The organism is Pseudomonas duriflava (genome assembly GCF_007830155.1).
Lineage (GTDB): Bacteria > Pseudomonadota > Gammaproteobacteria > Pseudomonadales > Pseudomonadaceae > Chryseomonas > Chryseomonas duriflava.
Genome location: NZ_VLKY01000016.1, coordinates 56,388 through 77,497 on the forward strand (window position 1 = coordinate 56,388; position 21,110 = coordinate 77,497).

General features: G+C 50.2%; 23 protein-coding genes and 1 pseudogene. 11 read left to right on the forward strand and 13 right to left on the reverse strand.

The genetic code is table 11. The annotated features are described in order from the left end of the window. Window positions 1-4: 4 nt before the first annotated feature. Together dpdK and dpdD are read left to right on the forward strand one after the other, a co-directional pair. Window positions 5-532: a phospholipase D-like domain-containing protein DpdK gene (gene dpdK / locus IQ22_RS19185; protein ID WP_145144987.1), complete on the forward strand. Its 528-nt coding sequence runs from the start codon at window positions 5-7 to the stop codon at window positions 530-532. Beyond that, window positions 529-2,712 (forward strand): protein DpdD, encoded by a 2,184-nt coding sequence (gene dpdD / locus IQ22_RS19190; protein WP_145144989.1) that lies wholly within the window; start codon window positions 529-531, stop codon window positions 2,710-2,712. The genes dpdK and dpdD overlap by 4 nt, the downstream gene beginning before the upstream one ends. A gap of 120 nt (window positions 2,713-2,832) precedes the next feature. Here the strand turns inward: dpdD and IQ22_RS19195 are convergent, their stop codons facing one another. Genes IQ22_RS19195 through IQ22_RS19225 form a run of 7 tightly spaced genes read right to left on the reverse strand, consistent with a single transcriptional unit; the run spans window position 2,833 to window position 8,961 of the window. Further along, window positions 2,833-3,240 (reverse strand): 6-carboxytetrahydropterin synthase, encoded by a 408-nt coding sequence (locus tag IQ22_RS19195; protein ID WP_145144991.1) that lies wholly within the window; start codon window positions 3,238-3,240, stop codon window positions 2,833-2,835. After that, window positions 3,240-3,872, reverse strand: a complete 633-nt coding sequence (gene queE, locus IQ22_RS19200) for a 7-carboxy-7-deazaguanine synthase (RefSeq protein ID WP_145144993.1) — start codon at window positions 3,870-3,872, stop codon at window positions 3,240-3,242. The genes IQ22_RS19195 and queE overlap by 1 nt, the downstream gene beginning before the upstream one ends. After that, on the reverse strand, window positions 3,869-4,573 hold the full coding sequence (gene queC / locus IQ22_RS19205; protein ID WP_145144995.1) for a 7-cyano-7-deazaguanine synthase QueC: 705 nt from the start codon (window positions 4,571-4,573) through the stop codon (window positions 3,869-3,871). The genes queE and queC overlap by 4 nt, the downstream gene beginning before the upstream one ends. Before the next feature lie 14 nt (window positions 4,574-4,587). Continuing rightward, window positions 4,588-5,655, reverse strand: a complete 1,068-nt coding sequence (gene dbpB, locus IQ22_RS19210; RefSeq protein WP_145144997.1) for a DGQHR domain-containing protein DpdB — start codon at window positions 5,653-5,655, stop codon at window positions 4,588-4,590. Beyond that, a complete protein-coding gene (gene dpdA / locus IQ22_RS19215; RefSeq protein WP_145144999.1) occupies window positions 5,652-6,947 on the reverse strand; it encodes a tRNA-guanine transglycosylase DpdA in 1,296 nt (431 codons plus the stop codon). The genes dbpB (IQ22_RS19210) and dpdA overlap by 4 nt, the downstream gene beginning before the upstream one ends. Continuing rightward, a complete protein-coding gene (gene dbpB, locus IQ22_RS19220) occupies window positions 6,947-8,071 on the reverse strand; it encodes a DGQHR domain-containing protein DpdB (RefSeq protein WP_145145001.1) in 1,125 nt (374 codons plus the stop codon). The genes dpdA and dbpB (IQ22_RS19220) overlap by 1 nt, the downstream gene beginning before the upstream one ends. Beyond that, window positions 8,068-8,961 (reverse strand): hypothetical protein, encoded by an 894-nt coding sequence (locus IQ22_RS19225; protein WP_145145003.1) that lies wholly within the window; start codon window positions 8,959-8,961, stop codon window positions 8,068-8,070. Before IQ22_RS19225 ends, dbpB (IQ22_RS19220) begins: the two co-directional genes overlap by 4 nt. Before the next feature lie 220 nt (window positions 8,962-9,181). Here IQ22_RS19225 and dbpB (IQ22_RS19230) point away from each other — a divergent pair, with 220 nt between their 5' ends. The 8 genes and pseudogenes from dbpB (IQ22_RS19230) to IQ22_RS19260 all read left to right on the forward strand — a co-directional run bounded on the left by dbpB (IQ22_RS19230) (window position 9,182) and on the right by IQ22_RS19260 (window position 15,099). Next, on the forward strand, window positions 9,182-10,258 hold the full coding sequence (gene dbpB / locus IQ22_RS19230) for a DGQHR domain-containing protein DpdB (protein ID WP_145145005.1): 1,077 nt from the start codon (window positions 9,182-9,184) through the stop codon (window positions 10,256-10,258). 12 nt (window positions 10,259-10,270) lie between these two features. Next, entirely contained in the window at window positions 10,271-10,708 is a 438-nt protein-coding gene (locus IQ22_RS19235; protein WP_145145007.1) for a hypothetical protein, read from the forward strand. A 133-nt stretch (window positions 10,709-10,841) separates the two neighbouring features. Then, on the forward strand, window positions 10,842-11,075 hold the full coding sequence (locus tag IQ22_RS19240; RefSeq protein ID WP_145145009.1) for a hypothetical protein: 234 nt from the start codon (window positions 10,842-10,844) through the stop codon (window positions 11,073-11,075). 316 nt (window positions 11,076-11,391) lie between these two features. Beyond that, window positions 11,392-12,942, forward strand: coding sequence for an ADP-ribosylglycohydrolase family protein (locus IQ22_RS19245; RefSeq protein ID WP_145145011.1), 1,551 nt, complete (start codon window positions 11,392-11,394; stop codon window positions 12,940-12,942). A gap of 223 nt (window positions 12,943-13,165) precedes the next feature. Then, window positions 13,166-14,325, forward strand: a pseudogene (locus tag IQ22_RS19250) (Fic family protein). A 7-nt stretch (window positions 14,326-14,332) separates the two neighbouring features. Beyond that, window positions 14,333-14,566: an S-type pyocin domain-containing protein gene (locus IQ22_RS23950; RefSeq protein WP_167654189.1), complete on the forward strand. Its 234-nt coding sequence runs from the start codon at window positions 14,333-14,335 to the stop codon at window positions 14,564-14,566. Between the two features lie 30 nt (window positions 14,567-14,596). Next, complete coding sequence (locus IQ22_RS23955) at window positions 14,597-14,869, forward strand: colicin E3/pyocin S6 family cytotoxin (protein WP_167654192.1); 273 nt, start codon at window positions 14,597-14,599, stop codon at window positions 14,867-14,869. Beyond that, window positions 14,866-15,099: a pyocin S6 family toxin immunity protein gene (locus IQ22_RS19260; protein WP_145145013.1), complete on the forward strand. Its 234-nt coding sequence runs from the start codon at window positions 14,866-14,868 to the stop codon at window positions 15,097-15,099. Before IQ22_RS23955 ends, IQ22_RS19260 begins: the two co-directional genes overlap by 4 nt. 171 nt (window positions 15,100-15,270) lie before the next feature. Here the strand turns inward: IQ22_RS19260 and IQ22_RS19265 are convergent, their stop codons facing one another. Continuing rightward, complete coding sequence (locus IQ22_RS19265; RefSeq protein WP_145145015.1) at window positions 15,271-16,275, reverse strand: formylglycine-generating enzyme family protein; 1,005 nt, start codon at window positions 16,273-16,275, stop codon at window positions 15,271-15,273. Window positions 16,276-16,546: 271 nt separating this feature from the next. On the opposite strand from IQ22_RS19265, the gene IQ22_RS19270 reads away from it, so the two are divergent. After that, window positions 16,547-17,593 (forward strand): hypothetical protein, encoded by a 1,047-nt coding sequence (locus tag IQ22_RS19270; RefSeq protein ID WP_145145017.1) that lies wholly within the window; start codon window positions 16,547-16,549, stop codon window positions 17,591-17,593. Window positions 17,594-17,842: 249 nt separating this feature from the next. Here IQ22_RS19270 and IQ22_RS19275 read toward each other — a convergent pair whose 3' ends face one another. From IQ22_RS19275 to IQ22_RS19295, 5 genes are all read right to left on the reverse strand, one after another. Then, window positions 17,843-18,631 carry a tetratricopeptide repeat protein gene (locus IQ22_RS19275; protein WP_145145019.1) on the reverse strand — a complete coding sequence of 263 codons (789 nt, stop codon included), beginning with the start codon at window positions 18,629-18,631 and terminating at the stop codon, window positions 17,843-17,845. Further along, window positions 18,628-19,374: a PA3715 family protein gene (locus tag IQ22_RS19280; RefSeq protein ID WP_145145021.1), complete on the reverse strand. Its 747-nt coding sequence runs from the start codon at window positions 19,372-19,374 to the stop codon at window positions 18,628-18,630. The genes IQ22_RS19275 and IQ22_RS19280 overlap by 4 nt, the downstream gene beginning before the upstream one ends. Window positions 19,375-19,470: 96 nt before the next feature. Further along, on the reverse strand, window positions 19,471-19,674 hold the full coding sequence (locus tag IQ22_RS19285) for a carbon storage regulator (protein WP_145145023.1): 204 nt from the start codon (window positions 19,672-19,674) through the stop codon (window positions 19,471-19,473). 260 nt (window positions 19,675-19,934) lie between these two features. Beyond that, window positions 19,935-20,381, reverse strand: a complete 447-nt coding sequence (locus tag IQ22_RS23870) for an HU family DNA-binding protein (RefSeq protein ID WP_280177102.1) — start codon at window positions 20,379-20,381, stop codon at window positions 19,935-19,937. After that, complete coding sequence (locus IQ22_RS19295) at window positions 20,290-20,790, reverse strand: JAB domain-containing protein (RefSeq protein ID WP_145145027.1); 501 nt, start codon at window positions 20,788-20,790, stop codon at window positions 20,290-20,292. The genes IQ22_RS23870 and IQ22_RS19295 overlap by 92 nt, the downstream gene beginning before the upstream one ends. Between the last annotated feature and the right edge of the window lie 320 nt (window positions 20,791-21,110).

The following is a 21,110-nucleotide window of genomic DNA, read 5'->3' on the forward strand; positions in this document are numbered from 1 at the left end:
CGCTATGAATGAGCAGCGGCAGATTTTTCTGCATGGACCTCTGGGGCGTAGGCAGTTTCGTGAAGTACTAAGTACTATGCTGGCGTCTTTGTTGATCAATCCAGACGAGATCTGGCTTGTATCACCTTGGTTGAGCGATTTTCCTTTATTGGATAATCGCTCAGGGCAATGGAATTCATTGGAACCCAAGTGGGGTAGTCGAACCGTTTCGTTCAGCGAGTTATTGGGTCGGGCGGTCACGGCGGGGTGTACCTTGCGAATCGCAACCCGCGATGTAGACTCCAGTCGATATTTTGTCCGTGGCCTTGAGAATCGTCTCGGCGACAATCCGGACTTTCACTACCTAATCAGTGACACCCTGCATTCGAAGGGCTTTTTGACCCGATCGGGGTTTCTTAAGGGTTCCTTGAACTACACCTTCAGTGGTACGCAACGAAACGATGAGCATGTGACTCTGACACAAGACGCACAGGTGATATCCGATGCGTTTCTTGAATTCAAAAATCATTATCGTTTCGAGGCCGATATATGAGTATCCCACCAGATTGGCTTCGGAATTTTTTCGCTGAAGACAATCAAATCGATCTTGATCGACTGCTTTCGCTGACTAACCCGTACGATCCAAAGTTTCAAGATCTACTCAAGCCACTCGTGTCTTCAGCTATCGAGGGAAAATGGCCGTTGCTGCTCCCGGTTAGTCGTGGCGGCGAACTTTACTTCTATGGTGCTGAACGCGACAGGCGATCTTTGGAGGAGTTGCGACAGATACTGCAAGCGGTGCTGGGAGCAGCGGATACGTATCCAGAGTTTCCATTGATTAAGGTAGCCCGGGGAAAAATCGAACAGATTCTTTTACAGCAGGCACCTGCAGGGCTTCTCAAAGTTGATTTGTTACGCCAGTCGCAGAGCGACTTCGCTTTACGTAAACGTGTGTTTCAAGCGTTGGCATCGGTGCTGGATCTCTACCAGCAACGGCCGCCAGCAACCGCTGTGGTGAAGCGGCCAGTTGGGCGGGTCCTGCGGGATTTCTTCGCCGCTTGTCAGTCCTGGGATGGTTCGAAAGCATCGCACTTTTTTGGCGAACTCAAAACGACAGGCAATTTCAGTCAGCGAAACTTGATCTCTCTGGAGTTGCAGGCCTGGGAGGCTGAGCGTCGTTGGTCGGACATTATAGGACATCCCCGACTAGTGGATATGCTGGGCGCAAGAATGCCCGCCCAACTGGTTCGGGTTCTATTGCGCGCCGTAGGTAATTTAGGCGGTGAACGTTTGCTGGAGCCAGGGGCGTTTGGCGAGGTGTCCCTGGAGCATATACGTCTTCTATGTCAGCCGATTAGCCCTCTTTTTGCCAATCGGCCTCCCCTAGAGACCCGCGAATGCTTTGCATCCGACTGGAAACTCTGGGCGATAGGCGCCGGGGCATTAGGCTTCTCCGATGGCCTTGATGGTCTTCCTGTCTTCATCGATCCGGCCTGGATTTGCGGATTGCACGACTGGGCAAACCTGCCGGCCAAGACCCCGGTAGCGCCAACCATAGCACCAATCCCTTCGCTGCAAAAAGTCGGATCTCCCCAGACCTTCAACGATCTGCGACTGGTGCTCGAAGGCTCGCTATCTGCCTCCATGGAAGAGTTACGCGAGATCTGGGTCGCAGTGCAGGACGCACCCGAAGAGTTAAAAAATGAACTCTACGTTTATCCACGCCTGCAGTCGGTGTGGCAAGGCATATGCCAGTTCTTCGATGGTAGTAGAGAACTCGGTTGGAAGGGATGGCTAGAACGCCTGAAGGAGGATTCTACTGACCCAGATGCCCTGATTCACGAGTTGCAGGAGGAGAGCCAGAGCTGGTCAATCGAGTCCTTCTCGGAGGCTCAGTTGATTGAGTGTCTGCATGGCGATGCCAGTACTTCCCTATTGTTGCGAGACAGCTTGCCGCTGCTGCTTGACTGGCTGGATCGTCGTCAAATCCTCTGCTCCGGGCACTTCTGGCTGGAATGGCTGGAGTTGCTGGCTCTCGATGATTTGGTTAATCCGTCGGACGTACAGTTGGCAGGGCAGATTGTGCAGCGCTTCTTGTCCCGTCCTAGCCAAATCGGTGACCGTGCGCGCCTAGGGGAGTCCCTGGAGTTGTTATGGGAGAAGGGCGGTTCGGTCAGTGCTTATTCGGAAATGCTCGAGATTGTCGAGTTGCTTTTGGACGAGACTCAACCGGGGCAGCAACAGTTGCAAAAGCTCTGGTTGGTACTTCAAGGATTCGCCATGAGTCGCTGGACCCGTCTCGAGTTAGTGCAGCGTTATCTCACCAAAAGTCTCGCCAGAGAGATATTTGGTGAGAGCAATGAAGCGAGTTATCCGCCACTAACTGCTGAAGGAGGCGATGCTGATCTTGACGTCCAAACAAGAAGGCTATCGGGTAGGCTGCTTGCTATCTACAGCCTTACCGAAGGGGCCGCGCGGCGAGCTAAAATAGTACTGGAAGGCATGTTTGAGGGGCTGCGAGTGGAACTCAATCATGATCACACTGCGACCCCGGCTCTGCAGAATTTAGCCAAAAAAGCTAATTACTTCTTGTTTGTTTCCTGTAGCGCGAAGCATCAAGCCTTCTATCCCGTGAGTCGGATAAGACAGGATTTGATCTATCCCTTAGGAAAAGGCGCATCGAGCATAATCGAAGCATTTTGCAAAAGCTGCGTAAATACTACCTCGGAATAAAGAGGTGACCTCAAAGGTGTCGAGTTCTCGGTATCATCCTGATGATGAGTGCAAAGTTGTTTCTGCTCAATGTGTACGATAGTTTACATAGTAATCAATCCGTCAAGCATTTAACAAAGCTCATCGCGTCCAGCGCAAAACGCAGCGATCGCCGCTGGCTCGGCGTTCGATCATAACGGCGCATAGGCCTGGTACCGAATCTGCCATCTGTGCGCGAATAAAAGCACAGAGATTCTCGATAGTGGCAGATCCTAGACCTTGAACCTCATCAAGGAATCGGTGATCTAGCATCTCTTTTACTCTGGCAATTTCACTGCGCAGATAGCCAAGATCTATAAGCATCCCGGAGGTGGGATCCGGTTGACCAGCGACGGTAACCTCTGCTTCGTAGGTATGTCCGTGGATACGTAGACTGCCCTCGGTCTCGATAGTACGATTCAAGGTGTGGGCTGCTTCGAAGAAAAAGCGCTGCGATAGTTCGTACACGCTCCTGCAGTTGTCCAAGGCATTATCTGTGGATGTAGACATCAGCGAATCTCCAATATCTTATGTGTCTGTACAGAGAGACGCCATTTGGTGTTCTCCTGACAATAGGCAATGGCAGAGCGGGTATTCTGCCTCTGCATTGGTCCATCCATGGGTTGCAATAGATAGTAGTGAAAGTTGCTATCAAGCGCGGCCATGGGGAGTAGGCCAGGCTGGGGATAAACAAGTTTTAGTTCGTGGCCGCTGCGCTGCACCCACTCCGAGCCAGCCTTAGGGCTAACGCAGATCCAATCGATACCTTGAGGTACTGGAATGGTCCCGTTAGTCTCCACAGCAATTTCAAAACCCTGATCATGCAAGGCCTCGATGAATGCTTCATCTACCTGCATTAAGGGCTCGCCTCCCGTCAATACAACATAGCGGTGCTCCTGGCCGCTTGGCCAGAGCGAGGAAATTTGTTCAACTAAGATCTCCGCAGTCTGATACTTGCCACCTAAGGTTCCGTTCGTACCCACAAAGTCTGTGTCGCAAAACTGGCATACTGCCTTGGAGCGATCGGTTTCCCGACCACTCCACAGATTACACCCTGCAAAACGACAAAAAACTGCAGGTCGGCCTGCTCGAAGCCCTTCCCCCTGCAGGGTGTAAAAGATCTCTTTAACGCTATAAGTCATGCCACGCTATCTCGCTGAAACGCCTCAAAGCCAGTTCGGCGTAGCTCGCAGGCAGGGCATTGATTGCAGCCATAACCCCAGTCATGACGATGCTGCCGATCCCCCAGATAACAGGTATGGGTGTGCTCTTGAATAAGAGCAACAAAGTTTGGCCCGCCAAGGGCTTTGGCCAGATCCCAGGTTTGTTTCTTATCCAACCACATTAGCGGTGTCTCAATTACCAGTGGCATATCCATACCTAGGCTCAGAGATACCTGTAACGCTTTGAGTGTGTTGTCGCGACAGTCGGGATAGCCCGAGTAGTCTGTTTCACACATCCCGCCTACAAGTACGCTCAGTCCTCTGCGATAGGCGAGGGTAGCGGCGAAGGTAAAAAAAAGAAGGTTACGACCCGGTACAAAGGTATTAGGTAGACCATTTTCTTCAACCTCAATCGCTTTTTCGGCAGTCATTGCCGTATCGCTGATCTGACTGAGTAGCTTTAAGTCTAATAAATGGTCTTCGCCTAATTTGCTCTTCCAGCCGGGAAATTCATCTCTTAGCTTCTCTAGAATATGCATACGACACTGCAATTCCACCTCATGACGCTGACCGTAGTCGAAACCCACTGTTTCGACATGCTCATATCTAGTTAAAGCCCAGGCTAGGCAAGTGGTAGAATCCTGGCCACCTGAGAACAGAACCAACGCTGACTTATGCATAATTTAGTTAACTCTTAACTAGTGGGCTGGGTCTTTTTCAATTCCTGACTCAATTTTCGCGTCAGAAATTGGCTCAAGAGGGCGATATCACTAGGTGTGTTTTGAATACCGTTCCAGGGTCGCCGATCATTTTCTGAAAAAATCCACTCGCCACTAGTCCAGGCAGTGTAAGGCTTAAGCAATCGTAATCCATTAATAAAAGACTGTTTGTCGACAGATCCGCCTGTGCTGTAGATCAGTTCCATAACGAAGCCTAGCGCGATAAGCCCAGCGCCGTGCTTTAGACGGGAATTGCGAGGGGCTAAACCGTCCCATTCGTTTTTAAAAACAACTCTTACCGCGTGGAAGAAATTATTAATTACTTCAACTGATCTGGACTCAAAATCGTCAAACTTCATGAACGATCGAATCGCACCATCATTTGCTGAGTTCATTACTAATTTCTGCATTGCTGTATCACTCAATGTACCCTGCGGATTTGTATGCTGGCGTACCTCGCAAAATAGTGATGAAGAAGGAAGGAAATTGAGCGTATCAACAATGCGTGCAGCAAATTTACGACTGGTAAAGCGCTCCGGCAAGCCTTCTACGGTTGGCAGCAATTCATAAATCAATGATTTAGGCAGAGGCCGAGTATTGTTGATCAGTATGAACTGCTGTCGAAGTTCATTGTAATCTTTACAAACAAGCGCAGAGACGAAGACTTGAAAATCACCCTTATCCATGCTTGAAAGGGCGCTAAGTCGTTGTTGGCCATCAACTACAAAACCCGGTTTTGAGGATGTTGCATCAATGTCAATTGCAACTACGCCGTCCCCTTGATCTTTAAGCGTCACATCTCCCAAAAAGGCAAGAATGATCGCATTGGGTAAGAGTGCATCCTCACGGCTCAGATAATCGCGAATATCGTTGATATGGGACGCTACCTGATGACGCTGAAATCCTTTTAGTTGTCCTTCATTGTCACGTCCAACTCGTTCAATTTCTGAGAATTGGAGTATGTCTTGAGGACGAGCGGCAAATGTAAAAACATCATGGCCAGAGGCTTGCTGCGCCCTAACACCTTTATAACGGAAAATCATTCTTTGTGTTCCAGGGTCTTTTGCAAGTGTCGGTAATAGACGCCTAGGTTATGAAACCCACGACGCTTGTTACGATTACTTGCTCGAAAAATAATGGTTTCAACGCCAGCAGACTGACAAATCGTGCATTGGCACTTTTGCCAAGGTTTGTCACGCAGTGTGGGAGAAATAAGCCGAATATTTTTAGCTATTTCCTTCTCCTTTTCTGCCTCACTGAGCGATGAGCCACTTAGCGCTAAACGTAAGTAATCGATTAAGGCGGAGAGCGTTTCGTCATAATCTAACAGGCCCTTGTCATACTCACGAATAGCCTTGAGCGCTACTATCTCTTTTTTCTGCAACTCTTCGGCACTAAGTGTTCCTTTCTTAATACCTTGCATAAGGCGTGGATTCTCTATCGCTTGTGGAATCCTGATGGCTGTGTAGTAGTCAAGTTTTCGAGTCAGGTTATCGAGATAATAATTGGCTTTTGCATCCTTGAAGGCACGTATCAACGGTGAGGTTGAATCAAAGCTCGTAATGCCGTAGTTAGTAAATTCGTGGATTTGTTCAGCTTTAGCAAATCCCAAAAGATGAATATTGGTTTCTGGTTTTAAAATATTACGTAGCGCCTTAAGCACCGCGTGGATTTGCTCGACCTTAAGAGGAACAAGCCCGCCAATGGCAAGATACCGATATCCCATCGCTTCCAATGATTTAGCTGCTGTGGCCATGCTTTCAGGTGACCAACCTTGAACAGCGCCGAGCGGTTCGAAAGGCCAGTCTGCCTCTTTGACTAGGCGCAAAAACTCTCTTGCATTTTCTAACGTGATTTCATAACGGTAAATTACATCTCTTGGCTGAGAGTCTGCCGGAGGATTCGTCACATCACAGTCAAAAATAATATGGTCAGGCGAGCAGCCATGTGTAAACCCTGCATCAGAATAAAATTCCATCACCTCTAGCGGTGTATAGGCAGGCGTTGGATGAGTTACATAAGCAAAAGCGCCACAGTCGCCCAAAATCATGATATTGGAAAACTTGGGGCCTTCTAGACGCAAAAATTTTCGCACACCATCTCTAAGTAAACGCTGCTGCTCAGAGGTCGAATAGCGGACTTTCGAGTTAGCGACCCCTAACGCAGGACGCACCGCGCTCATTGACACCAGTAATCCATCATAGGGCACAGGGGTCATCATTTCGTGCGCATACTGATCATCCCAGTAGCGCTTGCGCCCTGGCGCATTACGATCATTGATAAAATCGTAATAAGGATCTACATAATCTTGGGTATCGGCGTATAGAAATTTCATTATCGTATGCTGGTTATATAAAGACGTAACAATGTGTCTTGCAAAGTTTTTATATCTTTCTTTGTATGTTCAAGTTCGTTCCAGGCAATATCTATGCCTGGCCATTTGCCAGAGGTCCACGCACAATGAGGTACTATTCGAGAGATTTCTTGTACAAGACTTTCGTAATTATTATTGTAGCCATTGAGCTTTGCATAAATACGGTCCATTAACACTCCCATAGCAATAATGCCTGCTGAGTGCATAAGGCGGCTATTTTTAGGGTCAAGGCCCCATGCGCTTGGAAAGCACTGTTTTACAGCTTTCCAAAAATGTACTAGTAATTGATACATGGCCTCTACATTTGCCGCTTCGTCATTACTGGATTTGTAGGGATAGAGCGCTCCTAACGGATTACTCATACTATGTTTGATCATGGTGATGACCGAAGTATCTGTAACGACAGATGAAGTATCTTTTTGATCTGAAAGACGCTTAATGAGCTTATAAAACGGAGATTCAGGATCCCGATTAAGTAAACCGCATAGTTCGGCAGGTGCTTTTTTAGCGCTAAGCTCTTTGGGTAATAAAATACTACTTGTTTCCGGCAGTAACTCATTAATCAGCCGGGTTGGAAGCGGCTTAGCCTTATTAACTAAAATAAATTGCTCTCGCTGAGTTGTTAGATTGTCGGAAACAAAGCCAACAACAGGAACAGGCAAGTCAGCGTTTTCAGCTTTAGCTAGCGCTAACGAGCGTTGTTGACCATCAACAATCCAAGCAGAGCGCTCCCCCATTTTATGAATCGGTATACGTAATGTTCCAGCTTGAGCTATGCCTTCATCGCCCGTTGGTTTTGTTCCTCGAGAGGCTGTGAATTTAATATCTGAAGACAGGGCTAGAATAATCGCGTTTGGAAATAATACATTTCCTTGGTTTAAGTACTGAATAATGCCTTTTACGTGGCTTCGGATCTCAGGCCTTTGAAAGCCTTTCAAAGCATTACTCTCATCACGAGCCAGGCGGGTTATGTCAGCAATTCTGACAAGATCTGAACCTCTAATAAACAAAGCATAGACGTCTAAATCATCACCTTGAGTGGTTCGAAGTGCTCGAACGACAATCTCTTGATAAATCTCCGTCATGCTTCACCTCTAGATGCGGCGCCATCCTTTAGTTGCGACCAGAGAGTTCGAAACCGCGACTGCTCGCAGGCGACTTTCGCTTCATCTCGGAGATAGCGTAGTAACCGGGTTGAACTCCCTCCATACGAAGCCCAAACCTCTTTAAGCAAGGTCAAGACCTCCTGGTCTGTAACTCGACGCCTCGCTACCTTACTAACTGTTTGCAACCGATCCATGGCCTCATTTACGGTATGACGGGCCACTGTAATGGGTTGAAAAGCGAGGTTAAGGTCCTCAATAAAGTGGAGCATTGCCCGTTGCGGGTAATCGTTTCTAGTTCCTGCTATACGTGAGCTTTCAAGTCGCTCGTCGTAGGGCATAGCAACGTGCTTAAAATGTTCTGGGAGATGTATAATCCCGGGGCGTGAAGTAAATATTCGGATTTTTGCGGCATCTACAGCATTTATTTGCGCAAGATCATTTGCGATAAGATCGATATAATTGGCTGAGAGAGCAATTAATATGAGCCCTACATCAGGGCTGCCTGCCAGTTCTTTAATGGGGTAGGGCTGATTGTATTGAGTATTAATCGCGTCCCACCAATCTCGAGGGCTAGCTCCAAACTCATTGAGTTTAAGGCGAATCGAACCTGCGCCCTCGGCAACCGTTAGGTCATAAAGAGGGCAAAGGCCATCACTAGGAATAAGGCCCATTCCTGTAGAGGCAAACATCAGCTCAGCTTTCAGTGCTCGGGCTACCTTAAACGCTTCCTGAACACTTCGCCCTACATACAGGGACCCCGCCTGAACAAGAGGTTCATGCGCTTTAACTTTTTGTGCCCACAAAGCTGCCATCATCGTAAGCGATTCGCAATCTGAAGGCTCGAAAGTTACTCGCAATGAGCCACTCATACGCTTTCGGTTCGTGCAATTAGTGATGATGACAGTGCGCATAAAACTGTTGGGTCCCGTTTGCGAGGGGTTGCAGTTATTTGAATCTGTGCAATTCTAGCATCAGTAACTGCATAAGATCATTCCAGGTAGTCTGATTTTTGTACGGGCCTGCCGTTGCTCATGTGGTTAACGTCGAGTAAGCCAGTAAAGACATATCCAGATTAGGTAGGAGAGACAAGTGTTACGGTTTGCAGCCATACAGGCCCTACAAAGTGACACCCATCAGGTGCTCTCATTTGCAGCTACCGTTGAGCAAGTACTTGCTATCGCAGCTATTGATCGAGTCAAGCGAGATGACAAAGGCTTTTTACTAGGATTTCAGCGACCACTCGTATCCAAGCATATTAAAGAGATTCGCGATTATTTAGGCCGCCCAGATGCGGTTATGCCTAACGCCGTGGTGCTAGCGTTCACAAGTGGCATTAATGTCAAACGTAACGGCGGCCCCTATGTGGAACTTGAAGTGGATGCCTCCTCTGGACCCGTAGGGTTTGTTGTTGATGGTCAGCAACGACTGTCAGCATTGGCTGGCTTGCCTACAAGTTCATTCCAAATACTTGTCTCAGCGCTGATATGCAATAGCGCCGAGGAGTTACGGAGACAATTCATACTCGTAAACAATACAAGTCCGTTACCTAAGTCGTTGATTTATGAACTGCTACCCTCGGTTGAGGGATTGCCTCGGCGGATGAACGCTCGATCAAGGGCAGCCAGAATTGTCGAAATGTTAAATTATGACGCTCGCTCTTCTCTAAGAGGGCAGATAAAGCAACATACAAATCCGACCGGCGTAATAGGCGACACCGGATTGCAGAAGTTAGTGATGAATTCCTTATCAGACGGGTATTGCCGATCTGTAATAGACCATGAGAATGGGGAAGAGACGTGCTTTTTGGCAATAAGCGAATTTTTCTTAGCTGTTCAGCAGGTTTTTAGTTCAGCCTGGTATGGCCATACGCCAAAGTCCTCACGCCTAGTGCATAGCGCTGGAATTATTTCTATGGGTTTTGTGATGGAGCAGTTATGTCATGCTGGAAAGCCTTTAGCTCCAGTTTTTAAGTTAGGGCTAAGCGCGTTAAAGGGAAAAACAGCCTGGACAGTCGGCGATGGTGAATGGCCTTTTAGAGCCGGTAAAAGACCTTGGAATGGCATACAAAATCTTCACGGAGATATTCATCTGCTGACTGACTACTTAACTAAGCTGGTCCGGTCCCCTATGGGTAGTCGTCATAACAAAACAACATCAATCGAATAACTAGGAAATGATATGAATATCGACGTCCAAAAAACGGTCGCCTTGGTAAGCATAGAAACAGTCAAAGAGTTTTCATCTGAGCTTATAGTATTAGCCAATGTTTTTCAGGACGAACTACAGCGAATCAGTAGGATCGACTGTGAGGCTGCGGAGCGTAGTTACGGGGTATTGATGGAGATTTACGGTCTTCGTACGCGAGCCAATATATTGTTCAACGATGCAGTTCATCATACGGTTGAAGGCTTAGACTTTACTCAGCAAGAGTTAATGGGCCTGGTCGAGCAAGTGAAATATTTAATGCCAAGCATTACAACAATAAAAACTGCAAACACGATTATTTTATCTGTTGCTACGTTTTCTGTTGCTCTAGGAGAGGGTCGGGGTAAAGTGGTTAAATTTCTTATGGATAATTTAAAAAAGCAAATATCTGTATTAAGCAGCTCTAGCTAATAGAATTATTATAAATTGTAATAAAGGGATCTATAAAATTAGGGACAGAGGTGACTGGGCAGCCAAACACCAATCTCATCTAACCTTTTCAAGTTAGTGGCGATACTTCTTTGAATAAGTAAGGGATATTCTGATGAGCCTTCATTATGACGAAGACGAAAGGCCTAAAAAGCTTGATAAATTCCATTATCACGAAGCGCTTCATACCTGCGATGTGATTAGCCGGATGATCAGTACAGAACTGTGTGACCACTGGACATATGCTGAAATGAGTGATGAGTCCAGACAGCATTTAGAGGATGCTCAGGCTTCACTATATAAATATTACTGCCTTCTTTGCGACAGGCAGGATGAGTTAAAAGATTAAGAAATCTGGCAGCCTACTATCCGTCGGCAACTGCATGTTTATCATTACAACCTGGCAGACCCCACTCCTACCAGCTCTTTCACTCCAGTTCAAAGCGACAATTCAACGATAGGTACAAGACAGGTAATGACGCCCAGGGCGAGCAGAAACGAGGCGATCTAACCTATCAGCCAGACGGTCTCCAGAGCCGAAGGGCAGCTCGCATAAAGCCGGGATGATTCTTTGTAGTGCCTGCCCCGGCTACACTGCTGATCTGTTCTGACCAGACCAATTTTTCATGGAATGGGGACAGCAGATAATCAAAAGGAGGTAGGCAATGCCATGGACTATAGAAAAAGCAAGCGCGTACGGTGGCGTACTGATAGACCAGCAAAGACAGGTCCTTTTACGGGAGCCCGCCAATCACTACGACGGTTACGTATGGACCTTTGCCAAGGGCCGCCAGGACGCTGGAGAAACACCCGAGCAAACGGCGCTGCGCGAGGTGCGCGAAGAAACCGGATACCAGGCCCGGATCGTTGGAGTATTGCCTGGAGTATTCAAGGGTGGCACCACGGCAAATGCCTACTTCATCATGCAGCCCCTTGGTCCCCAGGAAGAAACTGAGTGGGAAACCCAAGCCACACGATGGGTTGGCTTTGATGAAGCACATGAGCTTATAGGCCAGACTACCAATGCGATCGGTCGCACTCGCGACCGGGAGGTACTGGCTGCGGCTCGCAACTGGCTCGAGCATAACGGCCTCTTCCCAGGGGCTAATCAACAAAAAGAACAGGTGCTAGAGCGCTTCCAGGGCTGCCTGTTAGGCGGCGCGGTGGGGGATGCCCTTGGCGCACCGGTTGAGTTCATGTCGCGCCAGGAGATACTGGACCGCTTTGGCCTTGGCGGTATTACCCGTTATGCCAGGGCCTTTGGTGGCCTGGGCAGGATTACCGATGATACCCAGATGACCCTGTTTACCGCAGAAGGCCTTCTTCGCGGCTGGGTCAGGGGCTGCCAGAGAGGCATTACCACCTATGCCGGAGTGACCGCAAACGCTTATCTCCGGTGGCTCAGGACGCAAGGCCTGTCTCCAGCCGACACGGCAGGTCACAACAGCGAAGAGACAGGCTGGCTTTTTTCACAGCCTGAACTACATAGCCAACGTGCACCTGGTCATACCTGTCTGTCAGCTCTTCAGGACATGCAACATCCTGGGGAGCCTGCGCGAAACAACAGCAAAGGTTGTGGTGGCGTCATGCGCGTGGCGCCAGTGGGCCTGTTTGGCTGGCGCCTGGGCCAGTGCGCCTCGCCTGAGCAAACCTTTGAGCTGGGTAATGAACTTGCCGCGCTGACACATGGTCACCCCACTGGCGCACTCACCGGCGGTGTACTGGCCGTGCTGATCATGCAGTTGGTTGATGGCGGCACGTTAACCGAGGCGCTTGAAGTGGCCAGGACTGTCCTGCGGCAGAAGCCCCATCATATGGAAACCCTGCAGGCACTTGAACACGCACAAGCCCTTTCTGCCTCAGGTCTTTCTCCTGACGAGGCTATTGCAAGGCTTGGTGAGGGCTGGATTGCCGAGGAGGCCCTGGCCATTGCGGTCTACTGCGCCCTGGTCGCAAGGGATTTCAGGCACGGGGTGGTCCTGGCTGTAAACCATGATGGTGACTCGGATTCGACTGGCGCGATTGCTGGCAACCTGTTGGGTACCCTTCATGGCATCAGGGCCATCCCTCAGGAGTGGCTAAGCCCGCTTGAGCTCCATGACGTGATCCAGGAGATGGCCTGCGATCTCTATGCCTTCAAGGATTGGGATATTGGTGAATACAGTCAGGACAGCGAATTGGTGCACCACATCTGGCGAAAATACCCTGGATGTTAATGCCGCGTATCCGCTAGAGGGTGCACAGCCATCCATTTTGCCGGATGGCTGGAGATCCATCCTTAGATGCCCACTATCCGGCGCGTCCAAACTGTTGCGCCTGTTGTCTACTAACAGGATGTACTGGCAATCCTGTGACGGATGAGCCGATTAATCCGTATAGTTGGCTCATTTATAGAGCCGATTAGGCTATCCATTAGGCTCATTGCACCGAGGCCGCGCCATGCAAACGCTAAACTGGATCTGGCAGCAACCCGACTGGCCCGCTTTCACCTGGCAGGAAAAGGACCTGATGCAGCTCTTAAGAACCTGCAACCGGGCACAAGGACAATTGCCGGTATGTCCGCTACCGTCGGAGACTTTACAGGGCTTCAAAACACGCTGGACACCCTGCTGCGTAACATCGTGACCTCATCAGCAATAGAAGGGGAGCCGCTCAATGTGGGCTCGGTACGCTCATCGCTTGCCCGTCGCCTTGGCCTTGCAGACACAGGTAAGCCCAGTTCACGCAGCGAAGGCCTAGCAGAGTTGCTGCTCGATGCCACGGGCAATCAGGCCCAGCCGCTTACTCTGGAAAGGCTATACCAGTGGCACCGCTGGCTCTTTCCCCAGGACGAGTTATCTCTGGGTGTCCATATTCGTGTCGGTGCACTGCGTGGTGAGGAACCGATGCAGGTGGTCTCAGGTCGGCTTGACTGCCCTACTGTACAGTTTGAGGCGCCGCCCCGCGCCGGTCTTGAACACCAGATGGACCGTTTTCTGGACTGGTTCGAACGCAGTCGTCAGGAGCCGGGGCTCGATCCGTTGCTGCGCGCCGGCATAGCGCATTTCTGGTTTGTAACCCTGCATCCCTTCGACGATGGCAATGGCCGGCTTACCCGTGCGCTTACCGATCTGGCGCTTGCCCAGGGTGAGCAGCAGTCAATCCGCTTGTATACCCTGTCGGCAAGCATTCTTGATAATCGTAATGAGTACTACAGAATCCTTGAATCAAGCCAGAAGGGTACGCTGGACATCACCGCCTGGCTGGAGTGGTTCCTGCAAACGCTCCTGCAAAGCCTGGAACAGGCGATGACGCGCATTGATCGTGGGCTGGCAAAGGCTCGGTTTTGGCAGACCCACCGTACCGATGCCCTTTCCGCAGAACAGGTAAAAGTGCTCAATCGGTTGCTTGACAGCGGAGAGCGTGGATTCGAGGAGGGCATTAGCGCGGCGCAATACAAGGCAGTGGCGCAGGTCTCCAAGGCTACGGCCACGCGCCACTTGAGCGATCTCCTGAGCAGGGGCTGTATTGTTCGTTTGCCTGGCGGCGGGCGCAGCACGCGCTATGTGATTGCTCCAGCGAGCACTGGGTCATGGTTTTTATACGGGAAAGAACCCTGACTGGGAGATGGTTCCTATTATAAAGGCGACTGCAAGAGGTGAGCAGTTTGTAGCTGATCTTGGAGGCGGTAACGAGCTGATCTGGACTCCCGCAGCAGACCCAAATAACCATATGGGAATCCCCGCACTTGCAGGCGCGCCAGGGCTTCCAAACGTATGGGTCTACCCGCCTGGTGAAAAAACCGATCAGGCATTGATCAATCCGGTTTATCCAACCGATTACCAGGATGCCATCATTTGATTCCCAACCTCCACCGTAAAACCCATATATATTGTTCTTAATAGTTCGCATACCTATCATCCAGCACCTAAAGATTTGCCCGCTTTCCCGGAAGCGAAAAAAGCTAAACCTAAAACTGCTGTCCAAGGGGGAGGCGGACTTCGAAAGCGATGGAAAGATCAGGAGGGCAAGATATATGAGTGGGACTCACAGCATGGCGCTGTCGAAATTTATAATAAAAGAGGTAAACACATAGGTGAGTTTAATCATATAACTGGTGAGCAGAATAAAGGTGCAGATGGGAAAAGAGAGGTGGAACCATGAATTATAGTATCAGTGGGTTCTTTGCTGAGGGGCCAGATGATTCAATCCAGTTTGAAATAGACCTGGGGGATGAATACGATAAGGAAATAAAGAAAATAATGCAGTGGGAAACCCTGGAAGACAAGGTTGATGAGTATGAAATATCAGATTCAAAAATATCTGAATTTAGCAAATTACTTGACGTAGCGTTTCCAGCGGGTCTGACCTATTTTATAGGCGCTTATAGTTAAAATCATTTCATGAGAAAAAATTCAAAGGCTGGATCCAGTTATGGAATCAGCAAAGTAAGCCATGGTAAAGCCGGTACGCTTGCCTGGCGGGTTTGCCTCTACCGTGGTCAGGGAAAAGCCGTAGAAAAAGAGTTTCCCTTTCTTAAGCATGGAGGGAAGGGCTCAATAAGCCTATTCAAGGGTTGAGCTTTGTTGTATTGCACATCTGAAACTATTAAGGTTGGAGTATCGTTTCAGATCTAGATTCATACTTCTACGCAGGACGGTATTTGCCGACAACCACGGGGTTTCAACAGCGTTTGACCCCCGGCTTACCTTCGTTTGTCCATTACTAGGTCCCTGTGGATCCAGGACTGGGGACTCTTGATAATAATCCTTTGAGTACCAGTCGTTTACCCACTCTGTAGCAACAGCGCTCATCTCGTATAGTCCTAAGGGACTAGGTGAGAAGCTGCCTACTGGGAAAACCTTGAAGTTTCCCGACTCATGTTCAGGAGGATAGTTTTCTCCAAAATTGAGATTTCCATTGCTGGTCGGATAAAGGATGTGCTTGCCTCTGTTCCGTGCCGCATATTCCCATTGAGCCTCAGTAGGAAGATCGACGGGGTAACCGGTAAGGTCACCTATCCAGTTACAGTAGTCTTTTGCTTCCTGCCAATATCTGGTGGGAGCTGGCACATCCGGTGCGAAATAGTCCTTAAAGTACGGGTCTTTTCTCTGCTCAGAATCAAAAACTGGCTTACCTTGAATTTTTCGAAATAAGTCAAAGGCATGTAAAGTAGTTTTTTTACTAGCTAAATAGTAGCTGCTTAGTTTGACTGGGTGAGTCGGAGCATCGCTTTCTATACTAATATTGCATAGCTGTTCTTCAGTCATTCCACACGGCCAGGAACAGTTATCCTGTGGGTTGAAATCGCAGGCCCAGCCAAAGTCGCCCATTTGAAAGTCGCCGCCCTCTATAAAAACCATTTCGTCTACAGAGCGAACAACTACAGCCAAGATATCGGCTTTTTCTGGAGCCGTCAGGTTGGGATATTTGCTATCCACTTTTTTTGCTATCTGCTCAACCTTTGTAGGACTTAGACTCTTACTGATCGGCAAAGAGGCTGATTCAGAATGGCAGGCTGCTAGCAGGCTTAAAGCAAGAAGTGAGTAAAATTTTGATAGCTTGGTCATTGGTCATCCATGATCGTTTTACAACCTTGATAGCCTATCATCCTAGCTACTGTTGGCTACCGCGAGCCAGCGCAAACCAGTTGAGTAAGCCTGTTTTACCGACCAAGCGCTAGTGGTGCACTTGTTGATAAAGCAATGCTACAGAGCTTTCTCAAATCTGACTGTACTGAAGTCTTCGAAGAGGAGTGGCATGGGGGGCAAGGTTAATGCAATGCCAAACCATGTCTGGCAATATCAGTTTATATGGACGTAAGTAAGTGAGACATCAGGGATGAATATCAGAAAACGGCTATCGAGGTTCACGCCTGGCCATAATCAGCGGTTGAAAGAGCTATCATCACGTGTTAACAGCCAAGTGAGCCGTGCGTGCTCGGTCAACGACCTGGTGGCGGCGATACGAGAGATAGGCGCCTTTGACGAATCGCTACGCTACAACTTGATCCTGCCACGCCTTATCTTGATCCCGCTTTGGGCCATGGTGCTTTTGGGCTTTGTCCTGCTGGTTGACGTATCGGCCGACTGGGCCTGGATCCCCGATTACCTGAATACCAGAGTGGTAGGGGCCTGTATCCTGTTTCCAATGCTGGTGATTGCCGTAATTTATACTTCCAAGGTTACGGACAAGTCTGAGGCAATCAATACACTTTCCACACGTATTGCCACACGCTACCTGGCCATGGCGTATCAGATACGTGAAATTCCGGGTGGCGCAGGCATGCAGCTAAGCTGGCTTTGCGCAACGTTCAAGGATTTCTGCCGAGGTGTAGAATCCCAGTTTACGGGGTACAAACGCTATCTTGTTGTGGCATTAACCGGTGCTTATCAGGGTCAGCTCCAGACGTTTGCCTACCACTACCATCATCTTCGCTATACCGCCAGGTCCACATCAGGCGGAGAATATGAGCTTGACCGGTACAGCCTGACCGTTGAGTTTCCCTGGATCAGGGAGGTCTCCGTGCGCGGAGAATCCCTGAGGTCTACGGTGGACAGAGAGCAGCACTGGAAAACACCAAACGTGCAGTTCAATCACCGCTTCAAACTGACCGGTTCACGTGAGGATGCATGCGAGCGCTTTATCAAAGCCGAAATGCTTGAATGCTGCCTTGCCCTGGCCAATGTTCTTGAGGGTCTAAACATGGAGTTTTCCGCCACGGGCCATCTGTGCCTGAGCTTTTACACTGATCTGATGGCGGTTAGGACTGCTCATACCCTTCACAACGCCGAGGCGTTCGAGGCGGAAATGCGAAAAGGTTTCCGCCTGCCACAGCTTGATTTTACCCTGGCTCAGCTTGAAAGGATGAGAGCGCTCTATGCATAGACTCCCTACTCACTGTGCAGCAAAGCTCGCCAAGAAAGCCGCTGGAAGGTCGAGTGTTTTTGGCTGATTAGCTGCGCACGTTGCGCGTAAGCGACCACAGGATCCCAGCGTGCCCTAGCTGCTCAGGCAGCTAGAGCATTAGATACAACAAGCACTGATGCGGTCCCAGGAACCATCCTGTACTCATATGGCTTCGAGGCAAGGTAACGTTGAGCACGTCTCTGGCCTGTTGCAGCAGGCAGGTTATGATCAGTAAGCCAGTGGTTTGGGGTCCGGCTTGCTGGAGACTTTCACATACTTTCCGCCTGCATAGACGTTATGACCAAACCCGCAGTAGTCTCCTGTCTGGTCAACCTTGAGCCCTCCAGGCTGGACTGTAAAGGTAAAGGTGCAATCGTAGCCGGCATTATCGGATGCCATTGTGTGGAAGGCCTTGCCGCCATCGAAGTGGACATCGGCTTCAAAACTCCCCAGGTTTGGACCGACATACATCGCCATCATTCCAGGTGTTAGCCCATCAAACCAGACCTTATAACCTGTACCGTTTCTTTTGATGTTGACCACGTTCCACATGGCCATGCCTACGTAGGACCAGTATTCTCCTTCCAGTGTGTTATCAGCCATGGACGCTGCATGCTCAATCTCTGCTGCATACTTTTTGAGATTGAAGACTGATTTTGGGCTGTTGGCGTTGATCGCCAGCCAGGCCTTTGCTTTCAGAAAGGTCCCCTCATGGGCATAGGTCAGCGCAACGTTGTTGTAGGCTGTGGCAATCGCGGACTCATCCAGCTGGCAGCTCTGCGACCAGGCCACCTGTTGCTCGTAGAACTCCCGGGCTCTGGCAAAGTGCTTTTGCGTGTAGAGACGATCGCCTTGTGCGGCAAGGTTGCTGATAGTACGACAGTCCGCTTCGACCTGCTCCTGAGTAATGTCGGCATATGCGCCATGGGCGCCGGCAAAGAGGAGCGCCAGAAGAACGCCTCGAAATACCAGAAGATATTTCGCCCTGGTTGAAGGTCCCCTGATAGTTACCCTCATGGTGTCAGTGCTTGAAGCTTAGCGGGGATAGGATAACGTGTTCCGTCAAAGGTCAGCGTATATCGGTGCTGGGCTGTTTTCTCATCCTCAGGCATACACGTGTCTGATGTGCCCATGACTTCATGATAGGTAGAGATGCGTTGAGTCACAGCCAATGAATGCAGCCCATGTGATGTTGCGCTTCCCAGGGCAAGCGTAGCAGCCGATTCCTCATATCTTCCCTGGCAAACAGCGTCTGTTTCGCCAGAAAAAGATTCGACCAACAGATCCTCCAATACAGGCTCAGGTCCGCTTTTCCCCGCGATGTAAAGTGTCAGGGATGTCTGTGAAAAGGGATAGCCACCTGAGTTGTTATGGCGGCCAATTCTCAAGCCAAAGGCGAGTACGTTGTCTTGGAGCTTATAGGGTGCTGTATCAAATGTGAGCTTGCCAACTTGAATGGCATCGTAGCCGAGACGATCCTCTTCCAGGCGGCGGGCAATTACCCTGGACGTGGCCGTGTCCACCAGCAGGAGTTCTAGATCTTCACTGCCAACCTGGTAGTCACCATCGCGATTTAGCCCCGCGGCAACAAGGGTAATTCCGGGCCGGGCTGGCCATACCTTGCAGGTTGAAAGCTCAAGATCGGCCTTGTGGTCAGGTCCATAGACGTGCTCAAGGATCTCGTTTACCGAGCAGTCCTGCGCAAAGGCAGTGGGTGAGAGGACAAGAGTCAGGGCAGCGGCCATCCAGGCACGTGGCATAAAAAATCCTTTTTGATGGTATCGGGTACGGTGATCACGCCTTTGGCATTCAGGGACCTTGGGCAGACAGGAGGCCTAGTAACAGGCGCAGCCGTCTTAGCCTTCGATCAGCTCTTCACGAATGATCGAGATCTCATCCGGCGCCTCGATCAGGACGCGGGCCTTGCCGTTTTGGGCATAGATAACCGAGAGCATGATGCCTTCATGGCGCAGGGCGTCAAGCACCTGGGCTTCATCACACTCGGGGTCAAGCAGAAGAATAATGTTTTCGCCTTCCTGGCGAGTTAGAACGAGTCCCATGCTGGCTTCCTTGCTTGGGGTTTGAGCCCAGCGGAGATATCCTGGCAGCGCCTGCCGGCAGGATGAGTTGTCCCAGCCATCTGGCAGCACCCTGCGCCGCGTGCCAGGCACAGCATACGAGATCTTAAGCGGCGGCAACAGTGGGTTTACCGGCTGGCTCTGTAAGCACTTGGCTGCTGCTGCGCTGATCTTAGTAAACTCTTGTAGAGTCCCTGATGAAAAAGCCCCGCAGGGCGGGGCTTTCAAACAGCGCGACGGGATCAGCTGTTTACGGCATCCTTCAGGCCCTTGCCGGGCTTGAACGTGGGATTTCTGCTGGCTGCAATATCGATTTCCTGTCCGGTCTGGGGATTACGTCCCTTGCGCGCCGCACGTTCACTGACCTGAAACGTGCCAAACCCCATCAGCGCCACCGTCTCGCCCTTGGCCAGCTCGCCGCTGATCACCTCAATCAATGAGTTCAGAGCTTTTTCTGCAACGGCCTTGTTCAGGTCGGCTTTCTCGGAGATGGCCTGGATCAGTTCGGATTTGTTCATGTGTCTACCGTAGTGATAAGAAACGGACCCCCATGATAGCCTGACCGCAAGCCATGTACTAACCCGCTCTAGGCTACGGCTACAGATAGCCCCGCTCGGCCAGCGACACGCAGCCCTCGGTGGCCACCACAACGTGATCAAGTGTCCTGATACCGACCAGGGCCAGTGCACGGTTTAGCTCATCGGTAAGGTCGTAGTCGCGCTCGCTGGGCTCGGGATCGCCCGAGGGATGGTTATGCACGAGAATCACAGCCGCGGCGTTGTGCTCCAGCGCGGCCTTGATGACCTCTTGCGGCGGTACCGTTACCTGGTCAATCGTTCCGGTAAACAGCTGGCGATAGGCGATCGATCGATGCCGACTGTCCAGGAAGATCATGGAGAAGGCTTCGTACTCATAGTCTGCGATCAGGGTTTGCAGGTAGACAAAGACGTCGCTGATGCCGGTGAAGGGTAGTCCGCGGCAGAAACGCCGACGCGCCAGAGCTCTGGCCATGCTCAGGATATCCTGCTCGGTGACAGGTTCATCAACAATATAGGTTCCGTGTGCCTCACCGGCTTTGAACTTTTGATGAGTACTCATGAGTGTAGGAAGCCTCAGCTAGTGACAGGTCATACACCCAGCGTCTCATCAGAATCGGATGATGCAAGAGGCTAAACGTCGGTAATCAGGGAAAGCTTCGGTTTATTTTATAAGAGGTATCGAAGTTATGAGCACACGTAAAATCAGAGGATCGGATAGCGTACATCCTTCTCGTAGACCTCCAGATAGGTCCGCAGCGCCATGAAAGGCTCATAGCCATAGCGGCCCTAGAGCATGTGCTTGAGTCAGCTGTACTAGCCGCCTTGCTTGGCCGGCTGAGGCATCGCTGGTGACACGCAGACACGTCCAGCAGCCTGCTC